General features: G+C 51.4%; 30 protein-coding genes. 6 read left to right on the top strand and 24 right to left on the bottom strand.

Features of this window, described 5'->3' with window-relative positions:
• Positions 1-72 precede the first annotated feature (72 nt).
• The 16 genes from MJA45_RS02585 to MJA45_RS02510 form a co-directional block, all read right to left on the bottom strand.
• Entirely contained in the window at positions 73-885 is an 813-nt protein-coding gene (locus MJA45_RS02585) for a hypothetical protein (RefSeq protein WP_315605742.1), read from the bottom strand.
• 1 nt (position 886) lies between these two features.
• A complete protein-coding gene (locus MJA45_RS02580; RefSeq protein WP_315605741.1) occupies positions 887-2,053 on the bottom strand; it encodes a hypothetical protein in 1,167 nt (388 codons plus the stop codon).
• Between the two features lie 3 nt (positions 2,054-2,056).
• A complete protein-coding gene (locus MJA45_RS02575; protein ID WP_315605740.1) occupies positions 2,057-2,935 on the bottom strand; it encodes an ABC transporter ATP-binding protein in 879 nt (292 codons plus the stop codon).
• Positions 2,919-3,749, bottom strand: coding sequence for a hypothetical protein (locus tag MJA45_RS02570; protein ID WP_315605739.1), 831 nt, complete (start codon positions 3,747-3,749; stop codon positions 2,919-2,921). The genes MJA45_RS02575 and MJA45_RS02570 overlap by 17 nt, the downstream gene beginning before the upstream one ends.
• The gene (locus MJA45_RS02565) at positions 3,724-4,302 is read right to left on the bottom strand and encodes an RNA polymerase sigma factor (protein ID WP_315605738.1); all 579 of its coding nucleotides are present in this window, start codon (positions 4,300-4,302) and stop codon (positions 3,724-3,726) included. The genes MJA45_RS02570 and MJA45_RS02565 overlap by 26 nt, the downstream gene beginning before the upstream one ends.
• 102 nt (positions 4,303-4,404) lie before the next feature.
• The gene (locus MJA45_RS02560) at positions 4,405-4,977 is read right to left on the bottom strand and encodes a class I SAM-dependent methyltransferase (protein ID WP_315605737.1); all 573 of its coding nucleotides are present in this window, start codon (positions 4,975-4,977) and stop codon (positions 4,405-4,407) included.
• A gap of 41 nt (positions 4,978-5,018) precedes the next feature.
• A complete protein-coding gene (gene yedF / locus MJA45_RS02555; protein ID WP_315605736.1) occupies positions 5,019-5,246 on the bottom strand; it encodes a sulfurtransferase-like selenium metabolism protein YedF in 228 nt (75 codons plus the stop codon).
• Positions 5,236-6,465 carry a selenium metabolism membrane protein YedE/FdhT gene (gene yedE / locus MJA45_RS02550; RefSeq protein ID WP_315605735.1) on the bottom strand — a complete coding sequence of 410 codons (1,230 nt, stop codon included), beginning with the start codon at positions 6,463-6,465 and terminating at the stop codon, positions 5,236-5,238. The genes yedF and yedE overlap by 11 nt, the downstream gene beginning before the upstream one ends.
• Positions 6,466-6,603: 138 nt before the next feature.
• Positions 6,604-7,149 carry a histidine phosphatase family protein gene (locus MJA45_RS02545; protein WP_315605734.1) on the bottom strand — a complete coding sequence of 182 codons (546 nt, stop codon included), beginning with the start codon at positions 7,147-7,149 and terminating at the stop codon, positions 6,604-6,606.
• A gap of 45 nt (positions 7,150-7,194) precedes the next feature.
• Positions 7,195-7,743 carry a GrpB family protein gene (locus MJA45_RS02540; RefSeq protein WP_315605733.1) on the bottom strand — a complete coding sequence of 183 codons (549 nt, stop codon included), beginning with the start codon at positions 7,741-7,743 and terminating at the stop codon, positions 7,195-7,197.
• A gap of 21 nt (positions 7,744-7,764) precedes the next feature.
• A complete protein-coding gene (locus tag MJA45_RS02535; RefSeq protein WP_315605732.1) occupies positions 7,765-8,460 on the bottom strand; it encodes an HAD family hydrolase in 696 nt (231 codons plus the stop codon).
• 189 nt (positions 8,461-8,649) lie between these two features.
• Positions 8,650-9,276 carry a stalk domain-containing protein gene (locus tag MJA45_RS02530; protein ID WP_315605731.1) on the bottom strand — a complete coding sequence of 209 codons (627 nt, stop codon included), beginning with the start codon at positions 9,274-9,276 and terminating at the stop codon, positions 8,650-8,652.
• Positions 9,277-9,330: 54 nt separating this feature from the next.
• Complete coding sequence (locus tag MJA45_RS02525) at positions 9,331-9,672, bottom strand: hypothetical protein (protein ID WP_315605730.1); 342 nt, start codon at positions 9,670-9,672, stop codon at positions 9,331-9,333.
• A gap of 26 nt (positions 9,673-9,698) precedes the next feature.
• Positions 9,699-10,217: a DUF6886 family protein gene (locus MJA45_RS02520; RefSeq protein ID WP_315605729.1), complete on the bottom strand. Its 519-nt coding sequence runs from the start codon at positions 10,215-10,217 to the stop codon at positions 9,699-9,701.
• 6 nt (positions 10,218-10,223) lie between these two features.
• On the bottom strand, positions 10,224-10,400 hold the full coding sequence (locus tag MJA45_RS02515; RefSeq protein WP_315605728.1) for a hypothetical protein: 177 nt from the start codon (positions 10,398-10,400) through the stop codon (positions 10,224-10,226).
• 441 nt (positions 10,401-10,841) lie between these two features.
• Complete coding sequence (locus MJA45_RS02510; RefSeq protein ID WP_315605727.1) at positions 10,842-11,336, bottom strand: GNAT family N-acetyltransferase; 495 nt, start codon at positions 11,334-11,336, stop codon at positions 10,842-10,844.
• 156 nt (positions 11,337-11,492) lie between these two features.
• Between MJA45_RS02510 and MJA45_RS02505 the strand changes: the two genes are divergently transcribed.
• The gene (locus tag MJA45_RS02505) at positions 11,493-12,119 is read left to right on the top strand and encodes a hypothetical protein (RefSeq protein WP_315605726.1); all 627 of its coding nucleotides are present in this window, start codon (positions 11,493-11,495) and stop codon (positions 12,117-12,119) included.
• A gap of 65 nt (positions 12,120-12,184) precedes the next feature.
• Positions 12,185-12,538: a hypothetical protein gene (locus MJA45_RS02500; protein WP_315605725.1), complete on the top strand. Its 354-nt coding sequence runs from the start codon at positions 12,185-12,187 to the stop codon at positions 12,536-12,538.
• Positions 12,539-12,643: 105 nt separating this feature from the next.
• Here the strand turns inward: MJA45_RS02500 and MJA45_RS02495 are convergent, their stop codons facing one another.
• The 4 genes from MJA45_RS02495 to MJA45_RS02480 are packed head-to-tail and all read right to left on the bottom strand — an operon-like array spanning position 12,644 to position 14,439.
• The gene (locus MJA45_RS02495; protein ID WP_315605724.1) at positions 12,644-13,162 is read right to left on the bottom strand and encodes a YfiT family bacillithiol transferase; all 519 of its coding nucleotides are present in this window, start codon (positions 13,160-13,162) and stop codon (positions 12,644-12,646) included.
• Between the two features lie 14 nt (positions 13,163-13,176).
• The gene (locus MJA45_RS02490) at positions 13,177-13,515 is read right to left on the bottom strand and encodes a hypothetical protein (RefSeq protein WP_315605723.1); all 339 of its coding nucleotides are present in this window, start codon (positions 13,513-13,515) and stop codon (positions 13,177-13,179) included.
• A gap of 16 nt (positions 13,516-13,531) precedes the next feature.
• A complete protein-coding gene (locus MJA45_RS02485; RefSeq protein ID WP_315605722.1) occupies positions 13,532-14,041 on the bottom strand; it encodes a GNAT family N-acetyltransferase in 510 nt (169 codons plus the stop codon).
• 32 nt (positions 14,042-14,073) lie between these two features.
• A complete protein-coding gene (locus MJA45_RS02480) occupies positions 14,074-14,439 on the bottom strand; it encodes a DUF4180 domain-containing protein (RefSeq protein ID WP_315605721.1) in 366 nt (121 codons plus the stop codon).
• Between the two features lie 143 nt (positions 14,440-14,582).
• On the opposite strand from MJA45_RS02480, the gene MJA45_RS02475 reads away from it, so the two are divergent.
• Positions 14,583-14,819 (top strand): hypothetical protein, encoded by a 237-nt coding sequence (locus MJA45_RS02475; protein ID WP_315605720.1) that lies wholly within the window; start codon positions 14,583-14,585, stop codon positions 14,817-14,819.
• Positions 14,803-15,069, top strand: a complete 267-nt coding sequence (locus tag MJA45_RS02470) for a type II toxin-antitoxin system RelE family toxin (protein WP_315605719.1) — start codon at positions 14,803-14,805, stop codon at positions 15,067-15,069. The genes MJA45_RS02475 and MJA45_RS02470 overlap by 17 nt, the downstream gene beginning before the upstream one ends.
• 77 nt (positions 15,070-15,146) lie before the next feature.
• Here MJA45_RS02470 and MJA45_RS02465 read toward each other — a convergent pair whose 3' ends face one another.
• Positions 15,147-15,413: a hypothetical protein gene (locus MJA45_RS02465; protein ID WP_315605718.1), complete on the bottom strand. Its 267-nt coding sequence runs from the start codon at positions 15,411-15,413 to the stop codon at positions 15,147-15,149.
• Between the two features lie 207 nt (positions 15,414-15,620).
• On the opposite strand from MJA45_RS02465, the gene MJA45_RS02460 reads away from it, so the two are divergent.
• Positions 15,621-16,418: a hypothetical protein gene (locus tag MJA45_RS02460; RefSeq protein ID WP_315605717.1), complete on the top strand. Its 798-nt coding sequence runs from the start codon at positions 15,621-15,623 to the stop codon at positions 16,416-16,418.
• 36 nt (positions 16,419-16,454) lie between these two features.
• Positions 16,455-17,276 carry an alpha/beta fold hydrolase gene (locus tag MJA45_RS02455; RefSeq protein ID WP_315605716.1) on the top strand — a complete coding sequence of 274 codons (822 nt, stop codon included), beginning with the start codon at positions 16,455-16,457 and terminating at the stop codon, positions 17,274-17,276.
• 102 nt (positions 17,277-17,378) lie between these two features.
• On the opposite strand, the gene MJA45_RS02450 is transcribed toward MJA45_RS02455, so the two are convergent.
• From MJA45_RS02450 to MJA45_RS02440, 3 genes are all read right to left on the bottom strand, one after another.
• Positions 17,379-17,816: a GNAT family N-acetyltransferase gene (locus MJA45_RS02450; protein WP_315605715.1), complete on the bottom strand. Its 438-nt coding sequence runs from the start codon at positions 17,814-17,816 to the stop codon at positions 17,379-17,381.
• Between the two features lie 286 nt (positions 17,817-18,102).
• Entirely contained in the window at positions 18,103-19,377 is a 1,275-nt protein-coding gene (locus MJA45_RS02445; RefSeq protein ID WP_315605714.1) for a S1 family peptidase, read from the bottom strand.
• A gap of 146 nt (positions 19,378-19,523) precedes the next feature.
• Positions 19,524-19,817 carry a hypothetical protein gene (locus MJA45_RS02440; protein WP_315605713.1) on the bottom strand — a complete coding sequence of 98 codons (294 nt, stop codon included), beginning with the start codon at positions 19,815-19,817 and terminating at the stop codon, positions 19,524-19,526.
• Positions 19,818-19,895: the final 78 nt, after the last annotated feature.

The raw sequence follows: 19,895 nt of genomic DNA, 5'->3' as shown, positions 1-19,895 counted from the left end.
TTTGTCAAATGCCGGCCTTGCCCAGGCTGTTACATGGAGGGCCTTTGTTCTATTTTTTGCAACTTCCAGCCCTCATCGGATCTCCCTTCCGCGGTAAGCCCGACAGGCCGCCGAACCAAAGAGCCCCGCCAGGAGCAGCATATACAGATAAAAAGAGGCAAGCGGCAGGGGCATCCGCCCCCCTTTCCACTCCACATAACGGGGACGGCTGTAAAGATTCTCGACCCGCATGACTTCGGTCATCGGGAGATTTTGAAGGAGCCAATAGATGTCCAGGCTAGAGTGGTTCCGGATAAAGAAGGGAAGAACGAGCATCATCCCCCCGATGAAAAAGACCGTCAACGAGTGCCGGCTCCAGGCGGACAAGCTCAGCAGGAAAATGGCGAATACGGCACACCCCAGCCAGTTAGTCACGATCTGCACGACAACATACTCCCAAGCGGATAGCTTATAAGGCGAAAGCGAATAACGCGGCCATTCCCTCAGCGGCTCCTGCCACCCATCCCAGCCTGCGTGCCACACTTGAGTTCCGATGCAGACGATCCAGCAGCCCAAGACAAGAACCGTTGTGAAGAGAAGGGCAGCCGCCAGCTTGGCCAAGGGTAACCGGGCCCTCCCGTACCGGGAGCTCAGTATAAGAGCAGTCGTCCCTCCCTTATCTTCCTCTGTATAAACGGATGATAAGGCAAGCAGAAGCAGCAGTCCTTCCGTAACCGCGCCTGCGGAATAAGGAAAGTAGGCCATCGCTTCCCAAGCGGACGTGGGGTTCCATCGGTAATGTGTGTGAGTCAGATAGGCGTACGCAAGAAAGTACAAAACGGATAGGGCGAGTAAGCCTTTTCCCTTGGTGATCTTAACCCATTCACTGTGAATCAGCCGGCCCATGCTAACTCACCTGCCGTCTTTGGATGCTGGTATAAAGCAGGAGACCCAGGACCAGGGCATAGGCCAGCATACGGAGCAGAAGAACATCCCCATCCAGGACGGGACGGCCCAGTATCGAAACGAAGGCAATCCGGTCCAGCCCCTCCAGCTTAAGGAATCCCAGATACGGAAACAGAACCGATACCACGCCATTAAGCCTGCTGATCGGGAGAGAAAGGACTTGCCACACCGCCGGAAGGAGGAAAACGAGTCCTCCCAGAAAAGCCGGAAGGAGAAGGAACCGAGTCCGCGAGGAAATCAGCAGAACGAACATGCCGAGCACCGTGTACCCGAGCCAGACATAGACCAGCTGCTTGAGAAAGTACAGCCAGATCGGCCCCCCAAAAGCGGTACCGTGAAAAAGGTCCTGCACATTGACGAGACGAGTATTCCAGCCGGTTAACCCGTATAACCAGCCGTTCATAGCCAGGACAACCCCTCCAAGAGCCCCAACGATCATTCCGCAATAAATAGCGGCTGCCGATAATTTGGCCCCCAGCGCCCTCGTTCTCCCATAGCGGCTGCTGAAGAGCAAGCTGTCCATGCGGGACGTATATTCCCTGCTGAAGGTCCCGGATAAGCCCAGTATGGTAAGCGCGCCGGCAAAATAATACCCGATCTCCTGCCCGTACATAAGAATATTTCTCCAGCCCTCCTGGTAAAAAATATAGTCAGGGCTGCCTGCCGATCGCCTCACAGCCAGCTCCTTCTCCGCCAGCTTCCTTTCGTAACCCGGTGCTCCCTCGGTTTCGCCAACCGCCATCGCTTCCAGCTGCTGGGTTACCCTCTCCTGCTCTTCTCCCCATTGGACCGCTTTCTTTATGTCATTCCCCACCCATCCCCGGGCCCAGAGGGGCGAGTCGAGATCGTACAGAGACTGCTCTTTCGCCCGAGCCGCCTTCTCCGCCTGTTCATATTCGGCCCAGGCTTTATCCGCCCAGGCTTCTTTCTCTTTCGTAAGCTCCCCGCCATACTGTTCGAAAGTGTCTCGTAAGGCTTGGATTCTCTCTCCCCTGCTCTCCCCCTGTCCATATAGGAACAATCCATAGAGCATAACCATAACGACAAAGGCGAGATAAACCACCTTCTGGGCCAAAATCTTATACAGCTCCAACTGGATTAGGCGCATGGCTCAATCCTCCGACTCCGGGGAATCCCCAAAATAGTACAGGTAAATGTCCTCGAGCTGGGGAGTCTCCCGTGAAGCAGAGCCAATCGGAGCTTCCTTCGAAATCACCCGAGCCTTCAGTCCATCGCCCTTTCGCTGCACGCGGCCAACTAAATAGCGGCGTGTTAACTCCGGCAGCTCATCCGCCTTGGCGGATAACTGCCACACCTTGCCGTCCAGCTCCTTCAAAATCTCCTCCGGCTCCTCCTTCTTCACGAGCCTTCCTTCCTTGAGCAGGAGTACTTCCTTCGCCATCGATTCCATATCCGAGATAATATGAGTGGAGACGATAACAATCCGGTCCCCGGCTAGATCCGAGAGCAGGTTCCGGAAACGGATCCGCTCCTTGGGATCCAAACCGGCAGTGGGCTCGTCCAGGATGAGAATTTTCGGATCGTTAAGCAATGCCTGAGCAATGCCCAGCCTCTGCTTCATGCCTCCCGAGAATTTGCCAATCCTCTGATGCTTCTGCTCCCTTAGATTCATCAGGTCCAGAAGCTCATCTATTCTGCGGTCTGCCTCCCGCCTGCCCATTCCTTTGAGAGCAGCCATATACCTAAGAAACTTGGAAGCGGTAAAATAGCTGTAGAACCCGCAATCCTGGGGAAGATAGCCAATGAGGTCCCGGTAACGATCATCGAGCACCCGAATCGATTCCCCATTCAAGGTGATCTCCCCCTCCGTAGGCTTTAAGACATCGGCAAGCATGCGCATCAGCGTGGTCTTGCCCGCACCGTTCGGGCCGATCAAGCCGTAAACCCCTGGCGTCAGCTCGCAGGTCACGTCGTCGACGGCCTTTTTCCCTTTATAGCTTCGGGTTACCTGATTAATGGTCAGCTTCAAAGCCGTATCCTCCTTCCCATTCGCTTGCCTGGCGGATCAGCCCGCGTACCTGTCCCGCTGCCAGGAGAATACCGGCTATCATCAGCAGCAGGGAAGAAACGGCCGACACGCTCAGCAAGCTCCGCATGAGCGGGGGGCTCATGACAGCCACCAAACAGAAGCCGACCCATACCGTCATCGTCACGAGGACGGCGGTACTCCCTCTCCAACGGGAAGCTGCCAGGAGAGCCAAGCCGCTTAGCAGCGTAAAGGGAGTCAGCCAAAGCACCGTAATGCCCATGAGACGGGAGAAGTTGCTCGAATCGGCTAACCATAGGACGGCCAGGGAGTTTAACAGAATGGTATACACCCCCACTATAGACAGCCGGGCCAGGAGTACGCTGGCTCCGTTAAACGGCGTCGACATCTCCAGCTCGAGCATGCCTTCATCCCGGCTGCGGAAAACCTCCGCCATTCCCAGAAGAAACGGCATCGGGGAAAGAATAAACAACGTTTGGGCCGGGGATGCCGGAAGACCGCCTTCTCCGACTAGAAATCCGATCAAATAGAGAGCCAGGCTTACCATCCAATAGGAAGGATGAACAATGGATACCTCCGAAACCGCCAGCCGCAGCAGTCTTAAGAGACGCCGCCCCGCTCCCCGCTCCCGGGAGACGTCCAATCGCATATGAAGCTTCACGGCCTCTACCGTGCGGTCAACCTCCCGGGCATCCGGGTATTTCACCTCATACTTCTGCAGAAACCGGCGAATGTCCAGATCGTCCTCGTCCAGCCTGTCTTCCGGTCCTTCATCGGGATGTCTTCTTTCGGTCATCCGGGCTCCTCCTTTCCAGCAGCATCTTAAGCTTTGCCAGCCCTTGTTTAATACGAGACTTAACGGTGGATTCACCGGCCGACGTCAGGTCGGCAATGTCCTTGATCTTCAAATCGTGGTAATAGCGCAAAATAATCGTCTCCCGCTGATACGGGGGCAGGTCCATGACGGCCGAGCGGACCACCGCGTTCTCGAGCTTGCGCTCGATAAGGTCCACCAGCAGGGCATTCGGGTCGGCGATCCCCTCCTCCCACTCCTGGGAGACTTGTCCCGCCTTAAAGGCTCCGCTGCGGTAATGGTCCCGGCATGTATTAAGGGCAATCTTGAGCAGCCAGGAAGGAAAGCTTTTGTCCTTATCCCTTGAACCCAAAGCCCGTACCATCTTGCAAAAGGTTTCCTGCGTCAGGTCATACGAAGTATGGTAATCCCCGGTATACCGGTAAATATAGGCGAACACCATCCGGTAATGGCGTTTGATGAGCAGCTCCATCGAGCTTTCGATGCCCTGCTTCCCTTCCTGGATTAACTGTTCATCGCTTTGCAGCGGTCTCACCTCATTTCCCTTAAAGAAAGACGGGTTTAAGGCTTCAAAAGGTTTTACGTTTTTTCGTCTTCTACAAAAAAAAGCTGCCGAGACTTTCTCGACAGCCTGACCCTATTCCTTCACCGCATCCACAATCAGCGAGACGAACCCCAGCTCCCCGTCCTTGTTGCGGTGGTCAAACCGGAACGAGCGGTAGATAAATCCATCCTGCGGATCCCACTCCTCCCGGTGAAAGACTCCGGAATCGTCGCAGTATTCAAGCAGCTTTACCTTGCAGCCGGCCTCCTCAAACATTCGGGTCAGCGTCCGGTAGGTATGAACGATCTTGTGACTGGCGGCGGGATGATCGGCCGGCCCCGGCCCTCCCACCTTGACCATATTCTGATACCACTCATTCGGAAAATTCCCGTCCGGGACAGCACATCGGATATACCCGCCCGGCTTCAAATAATCGAAGCAGATGCGGGCGGCCTCCATGCCTTCGTCATAGGTCAAATGCTCCCATACATGCTCAGACAGAATGACGTCGATTCGCCTGCTGCCGAAGCTCTCTTCCCAATCCGAGCGGTTCAGCAGATTCAAGTCTTCCTCCTGGGTGGGGATCCAGCCGGGATAATCTTGCGAGGAGGCCCCTACAATGATTTTCACCGGATCGGCTGGCCCCAGATGGCTCAGGTTGATCATGGAATCCTCCTTTTGAATAAACCGGCCCGGCGGTCCGGGCTCTACACCGTAATGTAGAAAATAAGCTCCCGTCCGTTCCGGACCGGATCCTGAGCAAGCGTATAGCCGTGCTTGACCACTTCCTCCGGCACGTTGCGGAAGGAGGCCGGACAATCGGCGATCACCTGCAGGAGCTGGCCTTTGTGCATGTCCCGCAAGGTTTCCAGCGTGTAGATCACCGGGTAGGGGCAGGACTCTCCCCGGACATCGAGCGTGTAATCAATGGACATTTTTGAACTCATGGGTAACATCCCCTTTCTTTAAGCCGGTACCAAACCGATAATTTCTTTCCCAATACACGGCTGCCGCGAAGGCCAGGCCGAGAAGAAGAAGAGTGGCCGTCAGAGCGCCCGCCGGTCCCATGGAGACGAACCAGTTGATTTTGGAGCCGCTTTTAACCAGCGTGTTGTAGACTCCAAGATGATCCCAGGCATAAGCCAGCACCGAAGCTCCGAGGATATTGCCGACGAACACCGGCAGAAAAACGATCTGGCCTTCCATCAGCCGGTACATCATTCCCGTCTCGCAGCCGCCGGCCATCACGATGCCGAGTCCGAACAGAATCCCGCCGACCAGCGTGCTGGGGGCCGCAATTTTGGTGATGGGATCCATTCCATAAGCGACCAGAATGAGCAGAGTAGCGACGGAGCTGACGGCTATACCTGCAATGATCGCCTTGGTCATAGTCGCCCGTCCGCTGATCCAAAGATCCCGAAACGCCGAGGTGAAGCAGATTTGGCCTCTTTCAATCAGAATGCCGAAGAAGGCCCCGAACAAGGCGGCTACCCCGAGCATGGTCCGGCCGGTCAGGAAGAAAACGGCAATCAGGACGGCATACCCGAGCGCCAGAAGCAGACCGATATAGGGCTGGACCGTTCCCGCAGGCTTGGCCGGAGCGAGCGTATTTCCTTTATGCAGCCGGGCCCGGCCTTTCCACCAGGAGGTATTCACCAGCTTCACCCCGAAATAGGTACCGAGGGCGGTGGAAACCATGAACAACCAGGCGTGGAAAGAGAATTGCGGAACGCCGGTAAAAAAAGCCGCCAGGTTGCAGCCAAGAGCCAAGCGCGCCCCAAAGCCGGCAATGATTCCTCCGGCCAGGCCTTGAACATAGCGTCTTTTCTGCCGGGGGGCCCGGATCTTAAAATTGTTGCTGAGCAGAATCATGATCAAGGCCCCGATAAACATGCCCCAGACGATCCAGCCATCCGTTCGGCTGAAGGTGGTCCCTTTCATGCCGATCAGACCGAAATAGCTCCAGTTCTGGATATCGGCACCAAAAGACTGCATGATGTGACCGCCGAGGCGGGTAAACTCACCGGTGACGGCCCACACCGTTCCCGTTATTCCAAAATATAAGGCGCTTAGAACGCCTGCCGCACCCATGGCCAGATACGGATTCCAATACTGTTGAAACCATCGAGCTGCCAAGCTTTTCACTTCGTTCATCCTTTCCTCACTATCCCAATAAGTGGATTTTCCTCTATAACATTCTACTACAAAACGATGGGGAGGAAAGGACGAATTCTGAAGCCGAGCGGGACACGGCCGGAGAACATAAAAAAGCAGCTGACCGTCATCCCCGGATCAGCCGCTCTCCCAAATTCTTTTGACGGTACCCTCGGTCCCCTCAAGCGTAAGCTCATACACATCCGGATTAGTCAGACGCCTCCAGTTCTCGAAGCCGAAGCGGCCGTCGTAATGCCGGAGGATCAAGGAAAGCAGTGCTCCATGGGTCACCGCCACCAGGGAACTCTCCGGCCTCTGCCGCAGCTCCCCGATTACCTGCAGCCCCCGTTCGGCCGCCTCCTTCGCCGATTCTCCCCCTTCGTATTTCAGAAGATCGTCTTGGTAGGTGGCCTCAAGCTTCTCCATCCAATCCGCGAGCGGCACGGCGCTGAGGACGCGCTCCTGCAGCCGGCCGTCCGTGCGGACCTCCACTTGAATCCGATCGCTTAACGGCTTGATGGTCTCCATCGCCCTGACAAAAGGACTGGATACGATATATCCCACCTGGCGGTCCTGTAGAAATTCGGCCAGCTCCAAAGCATGCTGAGCGCCCGTTTCCGTTAACGGGGCTTCCGGCTCCTGGCCTGCGGCCTGGCTGTGACGGACAAGATAAATTCGCTTCATACTTCCCCCCTGATGATTAAGGCGTGCCCGGTTACGACTGATAGATTAGGCATCCGAGCCTCCCGGCCTCCAGCCCGTCCGCTGGCTCCATTGATGGGCCTCTTGAAGGATCTGCCATACGACCGGCCCCTTGCCCTCCACGTAAAGCTCCCGCTCCTGCGGTTGTTTGTATTTTCTCGCCAACGCATGTTTCTCCGCAGCGTACAGGACGCGGGCGCTTTCCTGCTCCCGCAGGTAGTCCCGGAAGAGCAGGCTGAGCTGCTCCGGCCAGCTTCCGGCTTCCCTCACATGCAGGTGGGTTCGCTTCCTGCCCGGGCTCTCCCGGAAGTAGCGCTTGGTCCGGTCCGGGTTATCCGCCTGATGGAGATAACCGGCCGCTTCCAGCAGGGGCTTATAGACCATGGGCTCCAGGGCCGCCACCGAGATCTGGATGTCCACGATGGGCTTGGCGTCAAGCCCGGCGACCGACGTAGACCCGATGTGGTCGATCCGGAGAGCCCGCTCCCCTAGGGCCTGTCGGAGCAGGCTTCCGGTCCTTTGGAATTCCTCTTTCCAGCTTTCGTCATAGGGGACGACAACAATAGGCTCTGGCATGGGCTCCTCCTTGGATGGTTGTTACATCAAAGCGTCCACCTGTTCCAGCAGCTCGGAAGGCTTGTTAAGCTTCGGGTATCCCGAGATTCCGCCGCTGATGGAATCCGGCACGAACCAGCACGCCTGGTAGGCTTTCATTCCGCTTTGGACGGCCCCGTCCAGCTCGTTCGACCCGCCGTCTCCCACGAACAGGCACTCCTCTGCCCGGACCTGCAGCCGGGAGCACACCCTTTCGTAGATTCTCCGATCCGGCTTGGCACAGCCCTCTTCATAGGAGAAGAGGATCACGTCGAAATAGGAAGCGATCCGGCTGGCAGGCCAAGCGCGTACCTCTTCCTCCGTGCAGTTGCTGATCAGGGCGAGCCGAAGCCCCTTCGCCTTCAGTCCTTCCAGCATATCTACGATTTCCTCCGGAATATCCTCGAAGGGAACCGCCTTCTCTTGAAGTCTTTCCTGATACAGGGAAGCCAGCACCTCGTCCTCCCCCTTTAGTCCCCGCTCGCTTAGGATGTCTTGAACCACCAGCGGGAAGGTCGCCAGGGCTCCCGTCATTCTCGGCTCATGGCGCCGGCCCCATTCCCGCTTGAACTCCTCATTGGAGAGGCCGAGAAGGCTTGCGTAATCCCGGCCTTCCCGGCTCACCTTGCGGGAGCCGCCGGCGTATTCGGTAATCAAGGTTTCGTAGAGGTCGAACAGAACCGCTTGTACGGAGGACATTCCAGCACTCTTCCCTTCTCTTGGGAGATCGATTTCCCCCTTCTCTTAAACGAATCCTTCAACGCATCCTGCTCTTTCATTATCCAAGTTATGGCAGATGCTGTCTACTTTTTATGCTGGCTCTCAACCAATTACACACGCCATTTTTTATAAAAAAAGCACCATCTGAGGATGATGCTTTCTTTCGCTTTATTCGTATAAAGCTTCTGTGGTGGAACCGTCTTCGTACAAATAATACACGTGAATCCATTTATCTTCACTGGTTTTGTACCACAAGGTGGTTCTATCCACTTGGCCTTCGTCGGACCAATGCATGATAAGCTGGGCTTTTATCTTCCCTTGCTCCAGCCCAGTGACGTCGATTTTATCTAAATCCTCGTAAGTATATCCTTCGACCGGAGATAAGTCGTATCGCCAAACCGCTTGTTGGGAATCATCGTTAGTTCGTTCAACGCTTGGCTCGCCCAAAAGCCTCTTTACCTCGCTTCCGTCCATTCCATTGGTGACACGGTACTTAACCAACCAAATCGTTTTGGCCACTTCATCCACGTTAGTTGGCTCATTCCTAATGGAAATGACATTGGTATTGTCTATGTACCTGATTCCAAGCCCCAGGCTTTCGGCTGCAAAGCGTATAGGCACATAGGCATGACCGTTATAGTTCAACACGGAATATTCGCTGCCGATTTCTTTGATCTGTCCATTCACTTCGAATGTTGCGGGAAACCAATAGGCTGGAATGGTGTCTGCGGCCAACACAGCCGTCGCAGCGGTCAATGCCATTCCACAGCCTAACCCAAGGATAAACTTTTTCAAAACCCGGCCACCTCCATTGGCTTCGGTCCCTAGGATAAAGGGTTAAGGGCACGCTCAATCAATCAATCCGGTCACAAACCGCAAAAGCAGCATTCCCAGCACGGTTGCCACCAGCACGAGGAAGAAAGCCTTGAGAAACCCCAAAACCAGGGATAGCAGCGAGGTCTGGTTGCCCGTTATGGTGAAGGTTCCCTGTACCCACACGAAAACCATTGTGAACAAGGAAAGGACGGAGGCGAACCGGAGCAGCTTGAACAGATAGACCCGGAGGGGGTCATAGATCACCTGATGGTCCGCCCCCGCGTTTACCGTATGCTTGTCCGGGAAAATAAGAATCCCTATCAGCAGCCCAAGCAGGAAGGCGTAGCTTCCGTTTTTGATAAGACGTCGTTCCATTCGTATCGCTCCTTCGGTTAGTTAGGTTAGAGAGTCCCCTCCTGCCGGGCATTCCGCATCCGAATCATGGAGAAGTTAAGGGTAGACCGGAGGACGGCCTCTTTCAAGGGCGTGAGAGATGGCGTGATCCTCAGCTCGATTCCTTCCTTAAGCAGAGCGTCCGGCAAATCCTCGATCCGGTCCACCCGTAACGGCTTAACTGCACGGACGGAGGTGTAGTAGCCCGCATTCGGTTCCTCTACCCCGAATCCCTCCCCGTCGAAAACATACCGATAAAGGTGCCCTTTTCGGATTCGGTCATACCATCCGCTCTCGACCGCGATCATCCGGCGGACAGCCGACATTCCGAAGAACCGGGACTCATCCTTCTCGGTTGTCTCGTCCTTGGGCCACAGGCAGATCCTCGGGCAATCCCGCGGGAAATAATAGTGCGGAGCGTGAAAGGCGTCGATCGCCCAAACCTTGGCCTCCGTCTGGTCATAAATTGTGCGAGGTTCAAAGAGGACAATCTCCCCTTCCTCGCTAAAATGGTACAGGTGCCTCATAACCGCTTACTTCCGTTTAAGCGGATATAAATCTCCAAAGCCTTGATGGCCCGGCGGAGAAACTGAATCACCAGGACCAACACGTAAATCCCCACACCGGTAAAAATCAAATAAACCAGCATAATCAACAATGGAAAATGGACCGCTGCCGTGGCTGTCGCAGTCGTATTCACGTAATTTCATCCCCATTCCCCGCATAGCCCGGAAACAAAAATCCACCTTAAGCCGGAAAGCTCACAGGTGGATTCTTCTTGATGCCAGGACTACCGTAAATTCCAAACTCCTTACACTTTACCTTATTATTCCAACCCCTACAAGGGGGTTCTTTTCTTACGGTCGCTTTAGCTTCTTTTCGATCACGAAGAAATGCCCCAGCAGGCCTGCTACTCGAATGTAGTTAGTCCCTTCATCGAATATGGTGGTCTTGGCCACCATGAACAGACCAAAATCCTTTATCCCTTGCGAATAAGCATCCTTTGTATGATGAAAACAACTATCGTTAGGCAAAGGACACAGGATGCCATGAGCTTCATTCAAATACTCGTGATAATCAGAAGAGGAAGGATTGGTCTTGATTAGACCATAGGCTTTTCTGATTTTCCTTCCTCCTTAACCCGGTCCCTCTTACAAAAGGACTTCCAGCTTAATGCCGACAATCGGCGTTCCTTCCGGATCCGTCTGAAAGTTGAACCCGTACGGCGTAAAGCCGAGCTTCGCATAGAACATTAGGGCTCCCGTATTCGTGTTATGGCAAATTAGCTGGAATTTCTTCAGCTTAAGCTCCGACCTTGCGCATTCCTGCATCGCTTCGATTAAAGATCTCCCCGCCCCCTTTCCCCGATAGGCCGGGTGAATGATAAAATTCCCCAGCGAACACGAGTCCTCCGTGACCGTTATGAAGTTGCAGTAGCCCACGACCTGCCCGTTGTGCTCTACCACCGTGGGCTTGAACCGGGTGGAGGCGGCTTCCTCCAGCTGCTCCGCGGTTAGCGGAAAGGTTCCCTTTGGGTACATGAAGAACAGCTCCCGGGCATCCTGCGGAAATCGGGCGATTTCCTGGTAATCTTCTGTCGTTGCCGGTCTGTGCGTAAACCCGCTTATGATTTGGTCGTATTTCATTGTCCCTCTCCTTCCGGACTGGCAATTGGCCCGTCACTAAGGCTGCCTTAAAATATTGTTTCGTTGCAACATTATTTAACTGTTTACGTTGATAAAAGTAAGTAAGCCAATAACTTTATTGTGTCTAACGCTAAAAACATAGAGGAGCGAGTTAGAATGAACAAAAAAACCTTACTTGCATTGGGAATCGTTGCTGCTCTAGGAATGGCTTATGCAACCAACTTAATGGCAAAAGGTGACACTACAGGGTCTGCACCATCCCATAAGATAACAGTAACCCAGACTAATGCCAAAGTTAAGAGTTTCGATGATCTGGCTGCCTTGGAAGGATCCGCTGATTTAATTGTTCTGGCTGAATGGGACGGTGAGCCTAAAGAAAAGGAATTTACTCAAAACGGAGTCGTGATAGATAAGGCAGGTATAACACCTCTTAAGATAACGAAGGTTTATAAAGGCGATAGTAATCTCACCCATATTTCGGTTTACGAAAATGGTTACTACAAAGACGATACCTTATTCACAGTAGCAGGGTATACACCAATAGCCAAGGATGCTAAAGTATTGCTCTTCTTAGATACAACTCCGGAAGGAATCTACAGAGTAAAGGGAGTCTATCAAGGAAAATTTACAATAAACCTCATCCAAAAAGGGGATAACCTTTCATTAGCTCCCTTAACAAAAGAGGAAGTGGAAGCTTTAGACTATATCGGAGAGGATACCGCTCATTTTAACAAGTTAAAGGATGCCGCCATTAACAAATATATAACTTCACCTTCACGATAGATGCCAGCTGAAAGTTGAATTATCATTTCTGAGGGGGAATGGCCTTGCGAAGGAAAGGAATCTGGATGGCGGCTGGCCTGGTATTCCTTGGAGCAGCCTATATCACCATCTCTACGTTGTTAATCAACAAACCGCCTTATTTAAAACACGCTTGGGACGAAGTTAGGCATAGCCCTCATATTGAGAATTGGCAGGAAGGTGAAGTAACCGCAGCTTCCCTCCAGGAGGAGCGATTCAAGCAGCTGTTCCTAGCCAAGCCCACCGCTTGGGCCACAATCAATCGGCATCTGCTTCGGCTTAACGGAAACCACGCCATCCGGGTGATGTTTCATACTGATAACGAAGGAATTCTAGGGCCGATTACCGTCTATTTTAATCCGTTCACCAAGCAGGTGATTGGTTTTGATGTACTGGAGTAAGGATGACAACAAACCCTGGTATAGGACGGTACTTGTAAAAGCGTAGGCTGAACACGGTAGAAATTGTTTTAATCCAAAGGAGTAGCTTGGTGAGGTTGTTCCGCTCTAATCCTTTTTTATCTTTGTGGATTTGATTTGCCCCACATGGTGCCGATCGTGCCAAAGAAACCGTTGAACCGCCGTTTCCAGAGATAGAGTTCCCAGCATAACGCTGTTCATCGTTCGTTTAAAGTCGGAGGGCTCCAGGCTCCTTAGCAGCACGATAAACCGATGATAAATGCCTTCCACAATCTTTAAGGAAGGCTCTATCGGCGCTTTAGAACCCTCCAATTCCGCCCATTGCTCTTGTCTATAGGACAGGACCAGCGGATTATTCTCAGTCAGGGCTCGTTTGAAACGGAAATACGCATTCATGTTATTGTCCGCCATATGATGAACCACCTGCCGGATGGTCCAGCCCCCGGGCCGATACGGGGTATCCAACTGATCTTCCCTAAGGCCTTCAACTGCCTCTCGCAGCAGCCTCGGCGTCCTTTCGAGTTCCCCGATCCATGACTGGATTTGCTCCATACTCGGATTCTCTATCGGCTCAAACGGGCCGATGGGGTAACGGATAGAATCCATCTGTTTCACCTCCATTATCTCAACGTGTCGTTATCCTGCCTAAGCCCTACTTGTTCGATGTGGTAATCGCCCTCCCCCTTCTTCAGATAAGAGGCTATGTATTCACGGTCCTTTTCAAGCAAATTCCAAACCATCGGATTGTCGATGACAATCTTGAAAGGCACGGGGGTCGGGCTGTTGGGATCGTAGGCCATCACCCAGCTTTCCCTGCCGTCCGTCGAGTGGGCCTTGTCAATGATCTTTATGAAGGAACCTACACTCGTATAAGGTCGGTCGTTTTTAAAGACCATCCAAAGGCCTAACGCTGCAAGGATCGCCGCAAGAAGCAGACCCTTCCTGGGCCTGGTGAGCATCCCTTTTTCCTCCTCCCTACTCCTTCACCTCAAAAACCTGGATAGGCCCGCGCCAGCTTTCGTTATCCAGCCGAACCTCCGTATAGGCTCCGCCCGTAATGTCCCCGATCACCCGGTTCCAGAACCGATTGGCCGGCTGGTTCCCCTTGGTCTGCCTGACTTCCCAGGCTCCGGGATGGGTCCGAAAAATAGTGTGGGCCGCCTGTTTCCCATATCCCTTGCCCCTGAACTTCCGCATGACGAAAAACTCGCTTATGACATTCGTTTCCTCCGCTTGGCTTACCTTAACAAACTCTCTCGGCACACCCTTCATCACAAGCACAAACCCGGCGATTTCCCCATCCACCTTCAGTAAGTAAGGATAGCGGTGCGATTCCGTCCATTGATGATCAAAATATTTATAGAGGTAAACCCCATGCGGGTTTAAGCTATGACCGTCGAATTCACTGGAATCGTAGCGGTACAACTGGATCAGGCTGCTCAAGATGGTCTTCTCTTCGTAAGGGATTCTCGTAATTTCCAGCATAAAGGTTCTCCTATGTAGGGTAAGATGTTGTACTATAGCGCCGCTAATTTAGCAATGGCCTCTTCTTCCTCGGCCACGAAAAAGAGATCCTTGCCATGGTTGCTTTCATAAATAAAGTCCCGCAAACTTTTGCTGGTGTAACCTGAGAAATCTCCGACAACCGCCGCTTTTACCCGGTAGTTGACGAACTTCTGCAGGATCTCTCCGGCCAGCCGCGTTTTCAAATCAAAAAACTCCTCGCTCAAGGAAGCCTTCGGAAGGACGATCCGGTCGCATCCCGTTTCATACGATACCGTCGCTATCAAATCCAAAGCCGATTGAACATCCGTAATCAGCGTTTCGCTGCTGCGGATGACCGCTATCTCTACGTCGTTATGCTTAATGGTTATCAGGTTCATGGTTACGCTCCTTTGCTTTGTTATCGGAACATTGTACGGCCCATTTTCGTTTTATGCAGCCCGTTCCTTCCTTTCCCCCGCTTCAGATCAGGTTCGGAGGGTGTTATAATGGTTATACTTGATCCCGAAGGGAGCTGTTAATCTTGGCCGTTAACAAAGAACGGATTAACGATCTCATAAACCGCCTATCCGAAAAAGACCTTGAACTCGTTACGGACTTAATGGAAAGATTGGCCCAAAATCGTTCTTATGATGATATCCCAGTGGATGATGAACCTACCACTCAAGAAGACTTGGATGCCATCAAAAATGCCCACGAGGCGCTGAAAAGAGGTGACCTAATCAGCCTAAAGGATATTGAACATGAATTACGAAGTTAAGTTCTATAAAGATGCCATAAAAACTCTGCAAAAACTTGATAGAGTAACTAGAAATCGTATCCTAGATCCTATCAATATCCTATCAGAAAACCCTAACCACCCTGAGCTTGACATTAAAAAGATGCAAGGAGTACCTGATCAATTCCGTCTTCGAATTGGCAGCTATCGTGTTGTTTTTTCTGTTTTTAACGACCAGTTGATTGTAGTTGTAATTAGAATCGGCTCTCGCGGAGATGTCTACAAACCTTAAGACGCTTGTGACAACAGGCGTCTTAATTTCGGTTACTGAGTGCTCACCCGACACTCGTATCTTCCTTCAGGCCGCCACTACGGGCGAATCTTATGAAATTCATACTCATGAGCCCGCTTGCTCTCGTCCGCGGCTTCCCGGCTTCTCAAGCCCAAAGCACAGAGAGACCCCAGCACCCAGAAGACCCATAACGGAGACCAGACGCTCGCCATAACACCGCCGCCCGAGCTAACGATCCCAATCAAGTAAACAAGAGCCGCCAGGCCTTGGATCAGCTCGAGCATTCTCCTAACCAGCAGCGGCACCGCAAAGGCAAGCACCGCCAACACCACCAAGGTGACCATTGTCCCTTCCCTCCCCCTGCTACCCGCTATCTACACCCTATTGAGGCTGCGGCTCCTCTATTCCATTCTTTAGCACCCGCAAGACTAAACCTTCTACACCCTTCCATTAAATTCCTCTTCTTCCTTGGGTTCTATAAAAGTTAGGCCTCCCGGCCTTCCCCTTCCTTCGGTAAAGTAACCCTTATAAGAATACAGGAGGGACGGGATATGGGGAAAAGCGTGGGATGGCGGCAGCTAGGAAGCAGAGCTCTGGTCTATGGGGCCCTTAAATACGCCGCGGCAGGTGTCATCGGGTGGGCGGTGACCGTGTATGGGCTGTTTGCTTCGGACTTTAATCTGTATGAGTTCTCCCAAGTTACGCGCAGCCTCATATTCTGGGGGATTTTACTCGGATACGCCCCGCTTTACACGATGGCGGTTGACGGGCTTCTGTTCCTCCTGCCGAAAAAGCCGGCCCTCCTCAAAAGCTGCCTGTATGCGCTTGGAGGCTATCTCTACTTCCTTCGTCCTTTCGGATGGGGGCCGGGCTGGCTGGATACGGGCTTCTGGATCGCCGGAACCGTCGGGGCTATCATCGCCTTGGCGTATGGGGCTGCCGAAGCCTGGCTTCGGAGCCGGCGGCTCCAAACAAAGGTAATCGCGTGGGCTGCCCCTTTGCTTCTGTGGGGGCTCAGCAGCCTGGATTATACTTACACGAGGGAATGGCAGGAGAAGAGCACGGAGTCCGGCTATGAAGCGTCATTCGGGTATTTTAACGGGGAGAAACGAATTTCGGTCGAGGTCCCGCCAGGGGAAACGGTGAAACTCGAGTTAACAGTAGCCCGGCCAACGGAAGGGGGCTGGGGCTTTCGGGTGGAGGACGAGAAAGGACGGCTGGTACCCACCAAGATGCTCAGAGAGCAGCAGTATCTGCTTACGACGCCGGGGCGGTTCGATCTTGTCCTGACAGGGGACCGTTGGAGAGAAGGGGAAGTGAAGATCCGCTGGAAAAAGGAGACACCGTGACCGCACCGGCCGGCGTGAATTCCTCTTCTTCACCCTATGCACGAATCCATCCTTAGACGCAATAACGTAAAACTATCCGGGCACGGGGCCACGCCCATTCTGTTTGCCCCCGGCTTCGGATGCGACCAGAACATGTGGCGGTTCGTCGCCCCCGCCTTCGAGCAGGACTACCGCGTAATCCTTTTCGATTATGTAGGCTCCGGCCAGTCGGACCGGCAGGCTTACGACCCCGACCGCTACAGCACCCTGGAGGGATATGTTCATGATGTGCTCGACATCGTCGAAACGTTGAACCTGAAGGAAGCCATTTTCGTCGGCCACTCCGTCGGCGCCATGATTGGGCTTCTCGCGTCCATTCGGGAGCCCGAGCGGTTCCGCCGGCTGATTCTGGTCGGCCCTTCCCCGCGGTACCTCAATGACCTGCCGGACTATTTCGGAGGCTTCAAACGGAAATACCTGGAGGAGCTTTTTGACCTGATGGACCAGAGTTTCCTGGGGTGGGCTCATTTTCTTGCTCCCACCATCATGAGGAACCCGGAGCGGCCCGAGCTGGCTCAGGAGCTCGAGGAAAGCTTCTGTGCTACGGATCCCGCCATCGCCCGCCGGTTTGCGGAGGCGACCTTCTATGCGGACAACCGGGAGGATCTGCCGAAGGTGACCGTCCCCTCCCTTATTCTCCAATGCAACCGGGACCAGATCGCCCCGGTGGAGGTAGGCCGCTACATGCACCGCCACCTTCCGGGCAGCACGCTGAAGCAGATGGAGGCCACCGGGCACTACCCGCACGTTAGCCATCCCGACGAAATCATCCGGCTGATCAAGAAGGATTTGACCCTTCAAGCTCTGCTCCAACCGTAAAAAAAACGGCCGCTCCCGTGATCATTCCGGATGACGAGGGCGGCCTTATTTGGGCTGCCGTGCTCTGCCATGGCTTTGGAGAGCGGTCTGGACTGTGCTGACTTACCCAAGGTCCTTTTTAAGGAAATATCTCTTAAACCCTTCCGGAAAGCCTTCCAGAACCCCAAAAATCTCAAAGCCCTGCTTTTTGTAGAACTCGGGAGCCTGGAAGCTCCACGTGTCCAAATGGATCATTTTACCGCCTTTGGCCCGCACGATCCCTTCGACTTCCTCCAGTAATTTCGAGCCGTAGCCTTGGCCCCTCAGCTCCTCGCTCACCCACAGGAAGCTAACGTACAAAGCAAACCGGTTCATGCTTCCCAGAAGGCCGCCCACGATCCGCCCTTCCAGGTCTTTGACCATCAGGTTGATGGTTTCCGTAGACGGAACCTGCGCGGACGGTGCCTTGACCAGATTGAATTGATCGATCTGGCTGCTGATGAACTTGGCATCGGATTCCTGGTGGTCCTGGGTAATGGTATAGACGGTATCGTTTGTCATGTGGGTTGTGCTCTCCTTTAAGTAATGTTTACTTGTGATGGCAAGGCTGCTGTCATTCTTGATTTTGGAGTCCCTTTCTGAAATATCGGCTTTAAGATTGCGAACCTTTCAGCAAGCGTACTTTATAGATGATTCTGTTATGGTTTATCTTACTTAAGTAGACTTACATGAATTCCTCCCGCATTGAAACGAAAAAACCGCAGAGTTCCACAAAACGAGAACACCTCTGCGGTACTTCCGCACATTATATTTTAAATTGGTTATTGGATCTTTCAATTGATTATAATCAATTAGCAAGTCTGGCTGTATCTGATAAATAAATGCTGAATGGACTTGTAGCTTCATTATAGGTATTAATAATTGTTTGAATTTTTTGATAATAACCAACATTCCCCGGTGCTCCAGTTTCTGGGTTGTGATTTCCAGCTATATGAATCCCATATAACTTGTCGTTGTAGTATCCTCCAAACACAATTCCACCGCTGTCTCCGCCATTTTCATATATTTCACCTGATGCTTTTTCGATTCTAACGGTATCATAAACAGTAACATTATACGGTGATGCATAAGTTATATTCTGGCTAGTATTTTTAATTACTCCACAAGTTGTACCAGTTTTCACTCCTGACTTACAAACTAATTCATTAAGTAACCCAACACTTGTACTAGTTATTTTCTTATCGTAATTACTCTTTGCTTCAGCACCATAAAAATAAGCATTGCTAACATAACGTGAAGTTGTAATATTAATTAATCCAACGTCCGTTCCTGAGTTCAATGCCGAGTGATGGTCAGTTCCCACAACAGATGTATTCTGATACTCCGTCCCACCATCACCATTTACGCAATGACCAGCTGTAATAATAAACTCCCTAGTGTCCTTAATTCCGATTGCCCCAGTAGAACATGAACTAGAATTAAGGGCTATCCCACCACCAAGTGTCCCATAATTATCGGTTCTTTGAATGCTAGGATGAATTTCTTGTCCTATATTTACGTTATCTGATCCAAATCTATTTAATATTTTATTTTTTGTTTCAGCAGTAATACCGTTTACTTCCAATACAACCTTTTGCTTTTGAATGTCAGGATAACTGGAGTAAATCAAAGTATCGTCTTTTTTCAACTCTTCTCTAATAGACTCTATATTTCTTTGAATGTTCTTCAGATCATTCAAAGACATATTGGTCTTCTTAAATTCTAATAAGTCAGCCGGTATAAACTTTTTTAGATTTTGTGCTAAACTATTGGTCTTTAAATCTTCTTTAGCTAAAAGAACTACAAACTTTATTTGATCAGTATTATCGATGTAAATCTCACCATATTCTTCAAATGCTGAGAAATTGCCGAACGTAAATCCAACTTCGTCTTTGATTTTATCTAAATATTGAGCCTGGTACTGGAGTTGAAGTTTCTGCTTTGAATCAAGTGGCAGATCTTCTGATTTTAATTCAACTTGTTGTGGTGTTGTTGCAACAAAATTTTCCGAAGCATAAGCTGCTACAACTCCGCTTAAAAGTAAACTCGCCATTACTATAGATATAGCCATTTTCTTCTTCAAAAATTAATTCCCCTCTTCCCCTAATTATTTTTTTCACATAAAATATACTTATTTTACCATTACAATATATTACATATTTTTTCGCGAAGCAATAACAACAAATAAAAAATGCTGCTTGACATATTTGCCAAGCAGCATTTTTTTAACTAACTCGGATTTATTTTTTCTCCCTTAACAAAGTCAACCTTATTGGGGCCATATTCTTTAATCAGGTTTTGTCTTCTTTCTTCTGTTATTTCTTTTACCTCTACAATAACTTTGTTCTTTTCTTGATCTACATAAACGGAATATACAACTAATCCTTCTTTTTTAAAATCGGTTATTCGACTCGTTATATCCTCTTTAACTTCGTTTAACTCTGTAGTATTTACTTTAGAATTTGAACAACCTAAAAGTGAAATAATAATAAGAACACTTAATGACCATATTAGACTTCTCATCTAAATCCTCCTATATTTTACGTTTTCGTCTGCTTGATAATTAGACGTTTAATAATCAAGGATTTGTTGCACTTTTAT

Source organism: Paenibacillus aurantius, from assembly GCF_032268605.1.
Lineage (GTDB): Bacteria > Bacillota > Bacilli > Paenibacillales > NBRC-103111 > Paenibacillus_AO > Paenibacillus_AO aurantius.
The sequence above is the reverse complement of the archived record's forward strand: the minus strand, read 5'-3'. Positions and strand labels throughout refer to the sequence as shown.